This is a genomic window from Sphingomonas sp. (assembly GCF_031372575.1).
In the GTDB taxonomy this organism is placed as follows: Bacteria; Pseudomonadota; Alphaproteobacteria; order Sphingomonadales; family Sphingomonadaceae; genus Sphingomicrobium.
In genome coordinates this window covers 109,609-117,342 of record NZ_JANMLM010000081.1, presented here as the reverse complement: position 1 = coordinate 117,342, position 7,734 = coordinate 109,609, and the positions used below count along the sequence as shown (strand labels likewise).

Annotated in this window: 11 protein-coding genes; 3 read left to right on the top strand and 8 right to left on the bottom strand. The window is 64.6% G+C overall.

The window, feature by feature from the left end:
• The first annotated feature begins 193 nt into the window (after window positions 1-193).
• A complete protein-coding gene (locus RMN73_RS08480; protein WP_309602885.1) occupies window positions 194-493 on the top strand; it encodes an SEL1-like repeat protein in 300 nt (99 codons plus the stop codon).
• A gap of 3 nt (window positions 494-496) precedes the next feature.
• Here RMN73_RS08480 and pal read toward each other — a convergent pair whose 3' ends face one another.
• From pal to RMN73_RS08450, 6 genes are read right to left on the bottom strand one after another with little or no spacing between them, the layout of a single operon-like run.
• Complete coding sequence (pal, locus tag RMN73_RS08475; RefSeq protein WP_309602884.1) at window positions 497-1,015, bottom strand: peptidoglycan-associated lipoprotein Pal; 519 nt, start codon at window positions 1,013-1,015, stop codon at window positions 497-499.
• A 28-nt stretch (window positions 1,016-1,043) separates the two neighbouring features.
• Entirely contained in the window at window positions 1,044-2,366 is a 1,323-nt protein-coding gene (gene tolB / locus RMN73_RS08470) for a Tol-Pal system beta propeller repeat protein TolB (protein ID WP_405051553.1), read from the bottom strand.
• Between the two features lie 9 nt (window positions 2,367-2,375).
• On the bottom strand, window positions 2,376-3,086 hold the full coding sequence (locus RMN73_RS08465; RefSeq protein ID WP_309602882.1) for a hypothetical protein: 711 nt from the start codon (window positions 3,084-3,086) through the stop codon (window positions 2,376-2,378).
• A gap of 56 nt (window positions 3,087-3,142) precedes the next feature.
• Window positions 3,143-3,583 carry a protein TolR gene (gene tolR, locus RMN73_RS08460; protein WP_309602881.1) on the bottom strand — a complete coding sequence of 147 codons (441 nt, stop codon included), beginning with the start codon at window positions 3,581-3,583 and terminating at the stop codon, window positions 3,143-3,145.
• Between the two features lie 3 nt (window positions 3,584-3,586).
• The gene (tolQ, locus tag RMN73_RS08455; RefSeq protein WP_309602880.1) at window positions 3,587-4,276 is read right to left on the bottom strand and encodes a protein TolQ; all 690 of its coding nucleotides are present in this window, start codon (window positions 4,274-4,276) and stop codon (window positions 3,587-3,589) included.
• Window positions 4,269-4,736 carry a YbgC/FadM family acyl-CoA thioesterase gene (locus RMN73_RS08450; protein ID WP_309602879.1) on the bottom strand — a complete coding sequence of 156 codons (468 nt, stop codon included), beginning with the start codon at window positions 4,734-4,736 and terminating at the stop codon, window positions 4,269-4,271. Before RMN73_RS08450 ends, tolQ begins: the two co-directional genes overlap by 8 nt.
• A gap of 117 nt (window positions 4,737-4,853) precedes the next feature.
• On the opposite strand from RMN73_RS08450, the gene RMN73_RS08445 reads away from it, so the two are divergent.
• Window positions 4,854-5,306, top strand: a complete 453-nt coding sequence (locus tag RMN73_RS08445) for a hypothetical protein (protein ID WP_309602878.1) — start codon at window positions 4,854-4,856, stop codon at window positions 5,304-5,306.
• A complete protein-coding gene (locus RMN73_RS08440; protein WP_309602877.1) occupies window positions 5,299-5,508 on the top strand; it encodes a helix-turn-helix domain-containing protein in 210 nt (69 codons plus the stop codon). The genes RMN73_RS08445 and RMN73_RS08440 overlap by 8 nt, the downstream gene beginning before the upstream one ends.
• On the opposite strand, the gene RMN73_RS08435 is transcribed toward RMN73_RS08440, so the two are convergent.
• Window positions 5,495-6,619: a DUF3089 domain-containing protein gene (locus tag RMN73_RS08435; protein WP_309602876.1), complete on the bottom strand. Its 1,125-nt coding sequence runs from the start codon at window positions 6,617-6,619 to the stop codon at window positions 5,495-5,497. The genes RMN73_RS08440 and RMN73_RS08435 overlap by 14 nt on opposite strands.
• Window positions 6,619-7,662 (bottom strand): Holliday junction branch migration DNA helicase RuvB, encoded by a 1,044-nt coding sequence (gene ruvB, locus RMN73_RS08430; RefSeq protein ID WP_309602875.1) that lies wholly within the window; start codon window positions 7,660-7,662, stop codon window positions 6,619-6,621. Before ruvB ends, RMN73_RS08435 begins: the two co-directional genes overlap by 1 nt.
• Window positions 7,663-7,734 lie beyond the last annotated feature (72 nt).

The following is a 7,734-nucleotide window of genomic DNA, read 5'->3' as shown; positions in this document are numbered from 1 at the left end:
CACAAAAGCGACAAAAACGCTTTAATTTGACGACTCGCAAATCCATGCCGCTCTGTAGCATAGTTGCTTACATGCTCTAAAGGGATAGTGTCGCGAAATGGACACAGTCAGCTGAACCGGTGTTTGCGGCGTTAACCATTTCATAGGGATCACAGGCCGACCTTGCCCTCAACGAAGTAAAAGGGGTGAAGAGATGGCGATTAGTCAAAAAGGCGCGGAGTTCCTGGTTCGGAGTCGGTTAGCCGATGCGGCGCGGGGCGACGTCGAGGCGTTGTTCGAATTGGGCGTGACCTATTCGACCGGGCGCGGCGGCATGACCGTCGACCTGATCGAAGCGCATAAATGGTTCAACCTCGGCGCGCTGTCGGGCGATACGCGATCGCAACAGTGCCGCGCCGAAATATCGGTCGAAATGTCGGCGCGGGAGATTGCCGAGGCACAGCGCCAGGCAAGAGCCTGGATCGGTTCGACGACCCAGCGTTATGCCGCGTAACGCCTAGCGTACTACCACGGTAACTGCTCGCCGGTTCTGGGCCCAGGCGCTTTCGTCCGATCCGGTCGCGACCGGGCGTTCCTTGCCCCAGCTGGTGACCAGCAGCCGCGCTGTCGGCACCCCTTGGGACACCAGATAATCGCGGGTCGCATTGGCCCGTTTCTCGCCCAGCGCCATGTTATATTCGCGGGTGCCGCGCTCGTCGGCATGGCCTTCGATCGAGGCGCGGACGCGCGGATTGGCGAGCATCCACTTGGCCTGCGCCGCGAGCGTCGCCTGCGATTGCGGATCGAGCTGATATTCGTCGGTCCCGAAATAGACCGTGTCCGAGCCCGCCTTGGCGATCAGATCGGCCTGCATCGCCGGAAGCTCGGTGAGTTCGACATCGCCGGCCACTGCGCCGTTGACGTCGGCGGGGACTTCGGTGGTTGGCGGAAGCTCGGCAGCCGGCGGGGCCTTGCGACCGCATCCGGCGAGGGTCAGCGCGAGCAACGCAACGCCGAGAGTGAGTGATTTACGCATCTGTTTTCTCCTGTCGGATCAATGAAAATTAGTTGTTGAGCGGTGACCAGCTGGGGTCCGAACCGCCTTGCGGGGTCGGCATCCGGCGCGGCGGCCCGCCGGTGATCGGCACGGCGTAGAGCGTCGCATTGCCGCTGCCTTGCGCGGTGCGATGGAACAAGACGAACTGACCATTGGGCGCCCAGCTCGGCCCTTCGTCCTGCCACGCGTCGGTCAGCAATCGCTCGCCGCCGCCCGAGGCGCTCATTAAACCAATACGGAAGCCCGCGCCGATGCGGGTGAAGGCGATCAGGTCGCCCTTGGGGCTCCATACCGGCGAGGCCGATCGCCCGCCGCCGAAGCTGATCCGCCGCTGGCCAGAACCGTCGGCATTCATCACGTAAAGCTGCTGGGTGCCGCCGCGGTCGCTTTCGAACACGATGCGGCGACCATCGGGCGAGAAACTGGGCGAGGTGTCGACCCCTGGCGCGCTCGTCAGGCGCTGGGGCGTGCCGCCATCGGCGCCGACGACGAAGATGTCGGTATTGCCGCCTTGCGCGAGCGAAAACACGATCCGACGGCCATCGGGCGAAAAGCGCGGGGCAAAGGTGATCACGCCGCCGGGAACGAGCAATCGCTCGCGGCCCGAGGCGACGTCGATGACGAACACGCGCGGCTTGCGGGCAAGGGTGCCAGTGTAGACCAATAAGCGGCCATCGGGGCTGAAGCGCGGGGTGGTGACGGTCGACTTGCCGAGCGTGAGATAGCGCAGGTTCGAGCCATCCGAATCCATCAACGCGATGCGTTTGGTTCGGTTGGTCTTGGGGCCGCTTTCGGAGACATAGACAATCCGCGTGTCGAGATAGGCGCCTTCGCCCGACAGCCGGGCATAGACGGTGTCGGCGCATTTATGCGCGGCGCGGCGCCAGTCGGCGGCGGCGACGGTGAAGCCCTGGCTGACCAATTGGCGGCCGGCAGTGACGTCGTGGAGCAGGCAGGCGACGGTCACCCGGCCATCGGCGCGGCCCTCGACATAGCCCGAGACCAACGCAGTCGCGCCCGCGCTTCGCCAGTCGCCGTACGCCGGGGCTGTCGCCTGCGCGACGCTGTAGCCGCCAATGCCGTTCGGGCCGAGCGGGGTGAACGCGCCGGTCGATCGCAGGTCGGACGCGATGACCTCGGCAATCTGGCGGCCAAGGCCCGCCGATCCACCCTCGCCCGCGGGCATGGCGGGGACGGCGATGGTGGTTGCGCCTTGCACGCCGCCGCTCACGACGCGCACTTCAACCGGCGGCGGATCATCGGTCGTCTGGGATTGGACGCCAGCCGACAAACAGATGGTACACGCTAGGGCCAATGCTAATTTGCTCATTGCCATCTCCTATCGAACATCAAAAATGATCCTAATGTTTTTCCAGCCACCTTGAGGCGTGGAATATAGTTCAGTCGGAAGGCGAAGCGGGGAGCATTGCTGATAGCTGGCGATCGCTTGATCAACGGCGAGTTCACGAAATTGGGCGTTGTCGTCGTTGATTCCGTCTACGCGAACTACATTCGGACGACCGCGCAGTTGACCATTCGGCAGGAAGCTAAGCCCCAGCACCACACTCATCGACTTTGCAGAATCGGCAACGTGTCGTTGGCGACGGGCGCAGGGTTCGATCTGGCGAGAAATCAACGACGCAACGCTTGCTTGGGCTTTGGCGTCGAAACGTGGGGCGGAGGCAGCAGCAGACCCCGCACGCGGCGCGAGGTCATCGTCGAAGCTTTTGAGGAAATCCTTGCCGAGGCCGGGGCGCTGGACCGGGCGCGCCGGAGTGGTGGTCGGGCGCTGGGGCGTGGCGGTTGGGCGTGGGGTTTGCGGGCGCTGAACGGGAGTCGGCGTTGGTGGGGCGATGGCCTCGGGCGGCGGGGCCTGCAGCGGCAGCGGCTGCTCGGGTGCTGGCGCGGCACTTGGCGGCGGCGCGGCGGACGCAATCGGGGTCGGCGCGGCCGCTTCAAGCGCGACATCGTCGACCAGTTCGACCTCCATCGACGGCGGTTCGGGCGGTTGCGTGATATGAGCGAGGCTCATCGACAGCGCCGCGATCAAGGCGATATGAAGGGCAAGTGCAGCGCCAACCCCGGTCCATTCGGCGCGGTCGGCGGTCACGGCGTATCGCCACCGACCGACACCAAAGCAACGCGGTTGAGCCCGGCGCGGTTGAGCTCGCCCATGACGGTCATGACCTGCCCGTAGTCGAGGCTTTTGTCAGCACGCAGGTAAATGCGGCGGCCTTCTGGGGGTTCGGGCTGCGCGGCAATTTCGGCGAGTTTCACGGGAAGTTCGGCTGACGTGACCACAGTGTCGTCGATGAAGATTGCGCCGTTCGCGTCGATCGAAACCTGGATTGGCTTGGCCTGCTGGTCGAGCGGTTGGGCGCGGTTCTTGGGCAGGTCGACCGGCACCCCGGCGACGAGCAATGGCGCGGTGACCATGAAAATGATCAGCAGCACCAGCATCACGTCGACCATCGGGGTGACATTGATCTCGCTCATCGGCGCGCGTCGTCCGCGACCTCTTCGGCGCGAGGGGAGGGTCGCGGACATCGCCTAAGCCTCGACCTCGAGCTCGCGGCTCAAGGTAGCGTGGAAGCGGTCGGCAAAGCGGCCGAGGCGGGCTTCCAATCGGTCGAGGCCGTGGGTTAGGCGGTTGTAGGCGATAACGGCGGGGATGGCGGCGAACAGCCCGATCGCGGTGGCGAACAAGGCTTCAGCGATGCCCGGCGCAACCACCGCGAGGCTGGTGCTGTTCGCATCGGCAATGGCGGTGAAGCTACGCATGATCCCCCATACGGTGCCGAACAGACCGACGAATGGCGCGACCGAGCCGACGGTGGCGAGGATGTTGAGACGGTCGCCAAGCTGGTCGTGTTCGGTCGCCATGGCGGTGTTCATCCGCGTGGCGAGGCGTTCGCGGGTGCCCGATCGGTCGATGGTGCGGCTCGCGGTCGAACGGCGCCACTCGTCGAGCCCGGCATTGAGGATCGCCGCGCTGGGGAGTTTCTCGGTGCCGCGCCTGGTGTGGAAGCTGTCGATATCGTCGGTCGCCCAGAAATCGGCCTCGTATTTCTCGGTGGCGCGGTTGATGCGGCGCAGGCGAAGCGAATGGGTGAAGATGATCGCCCACGTCCAGACGCTCGCCGCAAGCAATCCGAGCATGACGAACTTCACCACCACATCGGCGTGGAGGAACAAAGCCAGTGGCGACATCATATCGGTCGAGGCGGTGAAATCAGGCATTCAGGCTGTGGCCCTCGCAAATCTGGTTGAAACGGTCGACCCACGCTTTTGGCTGGCGTTTGGGCCGGTCGTCGGGGCTTAAAAAGGCGGCGGTGACGCGGGCATCGGCCAGATGTTCAGCCCCGCGCATGACCTGCTGATGAATGACCACCGACGCGGCGCGGACAGCATCGAGGGTCGAGACGATGACGAGATCGTCGCCGAGGCGGGCGGGACGGAGATAGCGGATATTGACTTCGGCCACCGCATAGACGCCCTCGCCAGCCTCCATCGCGGCGCGCTGGTCGATCCCGGCGGCACGCAGCATATCCGAGCGCGCGCGCTCCATATATTTGAGATAATTGGCGTAATAGACGATCCCTGCGGTGTCCGTATCCTCGAAATAGACGGTCAGCGCAAAGCGATGCTCGGGGCCAATGAAGCCGCCGCGATAGGGTTGGTCGAAGGGATGGTCCGCCATGAATTCGCCTTAGCGGTCGGCGGAGTCGGGGGGCAAGCCCGCAGCGACTAGCCGACGCTTGACAGCGATGTAACCTTGGCGTTACTTGTCACCTCAAGGTTACTAAAGGGGCATGACATGATTGAACTTACGATTTCCGAACAAGCCGAACATCTGAGCCACCGCCGGGCGAGGATGCTGCCATTTCTGGCGGTGCTTTACCTGACCCAGCAAGCGAGCTTTTTCGCGGCGACGCCGGCCGACCCCGATAGCGCGTTCGATTATGTCGAGATCGGTGCGTGGGTCGCTTTGTCGCTAGTCCTGCTTGCCGCGCTGACGACCACGGGGTTCTGGTGGCACCGCAAAGAGGTTCGCGACATGATCGATGATGAAGGGACGCAAGCCCATCGCGTCTCGGCGCTTGGCTGGGGGTATGTGATGGCGATCCTGAGCGCGGTCACATTGTTCCTTGCGTCGATCTTTGAGCCGGTCAGTGCGCGCGAGGCAATCCACGTTATCGTCTCGCTCGCCATCGGGGCGGCCATCATCCGCTTCGCCATGCTCGAGCACCGGGCATATCGCGATGCCTGACAAGCTCGCCAACCGGTTGAAGGACAAACGCGCGGAGCTTGGGCTGACGCAGGCCGCGCTGGCCGAGGCGGTGGATGTGACGCGCAAGACCGTCAATACGGTCGAAAATGGCATCTTCATCCCCTCGGCCTTGCTTGCGCTCAAGCTGGCGCGCGCGCTCAATTGCCCGGTCGAGACATTATTCTGGCTCACCGACGACTGAGCGTCCCGACACGCCGCACCAGATCACCCAAGACCAGGCTCATGTCGGCGAGGTGCATTCCCCAGCCGGGGATGAACATGCCGAACACCGACACTTCGCCGCCGATGCGGTCGGTGCGCTTGTCGGCTGGGTCGGCATTGGTGTGGACTGAAAAATAGCCGCGCTGGCCTTCGGCGATGCAGCGTCCCGAGGCGAGGCCGGGGGTGCGAACCCATGGCGCTGGGGCGGGGCCCTCGCTCGACCAGGCGATCGGGCCGCCGGCGACGGCATAGCCCGGACGCGCCTCCCAGACGGAGTCCAGCTTGCGCAAATCCTTCGCCCCTGGGGCGGCGGGATTGACGCAGGCGACGGTCATGCCGGGTTGGTCGGCGATCCCGAACAAGGCGCCGAGCGGGGGCGGATTCTTTTCGCGATAACTGGTCCATGTGATGACGCAGTTGAGCTGCGCTGCCGCCGTGCAGATCGGGATTTTCTTGAGGCTGCCGCCGACTGCTTTGCCTTGCGGAACGAGCAGGTTGAAGCCGGGGAGGATGGCCAGCTTCATTCGTCTGGCGAGATCGGGTTTCTTTTCGATCTCGTTGGCGATCAGCTGGATGAGGTGGAGGCTGCCTTGACTATGGCCGATGAGAACGAACGGGCGGTTGGTGCTGCGGGTGGCAATGAACTGGCGGAAAGCGGCCGCGACATCCCCATAGGACAAAGCGGCGGCAGCGCTGATATCCTGTCCGGCCGAAAAAGCGACAATCGCGCCGACCGTCATCTGGCGATATTTGGGGGCGAAGGTGCGGCAGACAGAGCCGAAACGGGCGAGTTGCGCGGCGGCGACCGACTTTTCCTCGTTCATGACGAGGTCGCTCGACAGGCCGGCGTCGCGCGAGATGGTGGGGTAGACGTAGAAGCAGTCGATCGGCGGTGCCTTGGCGGAGGTGGGAACCGTCTTCGCGCCATAGCCGGCCGGGGTGACCTCGACCGTCGATTGCGGGGCAGAGCAGACGTCGGCCCGGCCCGGGAGGCACAGCCAGTTGCTATCTTTTGCGTAGTCGACACGGGCTGGGGTTTGGGCGGCGAGCGGGGTCGCGGCAAGCAGTGCCCCGGCAGCTAGGATACGCATCACTTGGCTGAATCTCCGGTGTCGAACAGGCCGGTCTGCGCGCCGGCGGGCGGGTTGAGGCCGAGGTGGCTCCAGCCGCGACCGTTGAGACAGCGACCGCGTGCGGTGCGGGCGATGAGGCCAAGCTGAATGAGATAGGGTTCGACCACGTCTTCCAATGTGTCGCGCGGCTCGCTGAGTCCTGCGGCGAGGGTTTCGATCCCGACCGGGCCGCCGCCGTAGAGATCCGCGATCATCATGAGGTAACGGCGGTCCATCGAGTCGAGGCCTAGCTGGTCGATTTCGAGGCGGTGGAGCGCGCGGTCGGCCGAGGCGGCGTCGATGCTGTCGTGGCCAGCGGCATGGGCGAAATCGCGCACACGGCGGAGCAGGCGACCGGCGATGCGCGGGGTGCCGCGACTGCGCTTGGCGACTTCCTTCGCACCATCCTCGGTCACCGGGGCATTGAGCAGGCGCGCGGCGCGACGGACAACTTGCTCAAGTTCCTCGACCGAATAGAAATTGAGGCGAATGGGAATGCCGAAGCGATCGCGGAGCGGGGTGGTGAGCAAGCCCTGACGCGTGGTTGCGCCGACGAGGGTGAATTTGGGCAAATCGATGCGGACCGATCGGGCGGACGGGCCTTCGCCGATCATCAGGTCGAGCGCGCGATCCTCCATCGCCGGGTAAAGGATTTCCTCGACTGCCGGATTGAGCCGGTGGATCTCGTCGATGAACAAGACGTCGCCATCCTCGAGGTTGGTGAGCAAGGCGGCGAGATCGCCCGACTTGGCGATGACCGGCCCGCTGGTGGCGCGGAAGCCGACCCCCATTTCACGCGCCAGGATCGCGGCGAGCGTGGTCTTGCCGAGCCCGGGCGGGCCGAAGAACAATACATGGTCGAGCGCCTCGCCGCGTGCTTTCGCTGCATTGACGAAGATGCGGAGATTTTCGCGCGCGCCCTGCTGGCCGATGAATTCGTCGAGCGACTTTGGCCGCAACGCCGAATCGGCATCCTCGGCGGTGCGCTCGGGGGTGGTCAATCTGGCGGGGTCGGTGCTCATGCGGCGATGCTTGTGGCAAAAAGGTCCGGCCATGGCGAGCGACTTGTCGTAGCCATCGATCAACGGCACATC

Bases quoted from the DNA above. Each gene is read 5' to 3' on its own strand.
- RMN73_RS08480 (WP_309602885.1), top strand. From the start codon at position 194: ATGGCGATTAGTCAAAAAGGCGCGGAGTTCCTGGTTCGGAGTCGGTTA.
- pal (WP_309602884.1), bottom strand. From the start codon at position 1,015: ATGCGTAAATCACTCACTCTCGGCGTTGCGTTGCTCGCGCTGACCCTC.
- tolB (WP_405051553.1), bottom strand. From the start codon at position 2,366: ATGAGCAAATTAGCATTGGCCCTAGCGTGTACCATCTGTTTGTCGGCT.
- tolR (WP_309602881.1), bottom strand. From the start codon at position 3,583: ATGTCCGCGACCCTCCCCTCGCGCCGAAGAGGTCGCGGACGACGCGCG.
- tolQ (WP_309602880.1), bottom strand. From the start codon at position 4,276: ATGCCTGATTTCACCGCCTCGACCGATATGATGTCGCCACTGGCTTTG.
- RMN73_RS08450 (WP_309602879.1), bottom strand. From the start codon at position 4,736: ATGGCGGACCATCCCTTCGACCAACCCTATCGCGGCGGCTTCATTGGC.
- RMN73_RS08445 (WP_309602878.1), top strand. From the start codon at position 4,854: ATGATTGAACTTACGATTTCCGAACAAGCCGAACATCTGAGCCACCGC.
- RMN73_RS08440 (WP_309602877.1), top strand. From the start codon at position 5,299: ATGCCTGACAAGCTCGCCAACCGGTTGAAGGACAAACGCGCGGAGCTT.
- RMN73_RS08435 (WP_309602876.1), bottom strand. From the start codon at position 6,619: ATGCGTATCCTAGCTGCCGGGGCACTGCTTGCCGCGACCCCGCTCGCC.
- ruvB (WP_309602875.1), bottom strand. From the start codon at position 7,662: ATGAGCACCGACCCCGCCAGATTGACCACCCCCGAGCGCACCGCCGAG.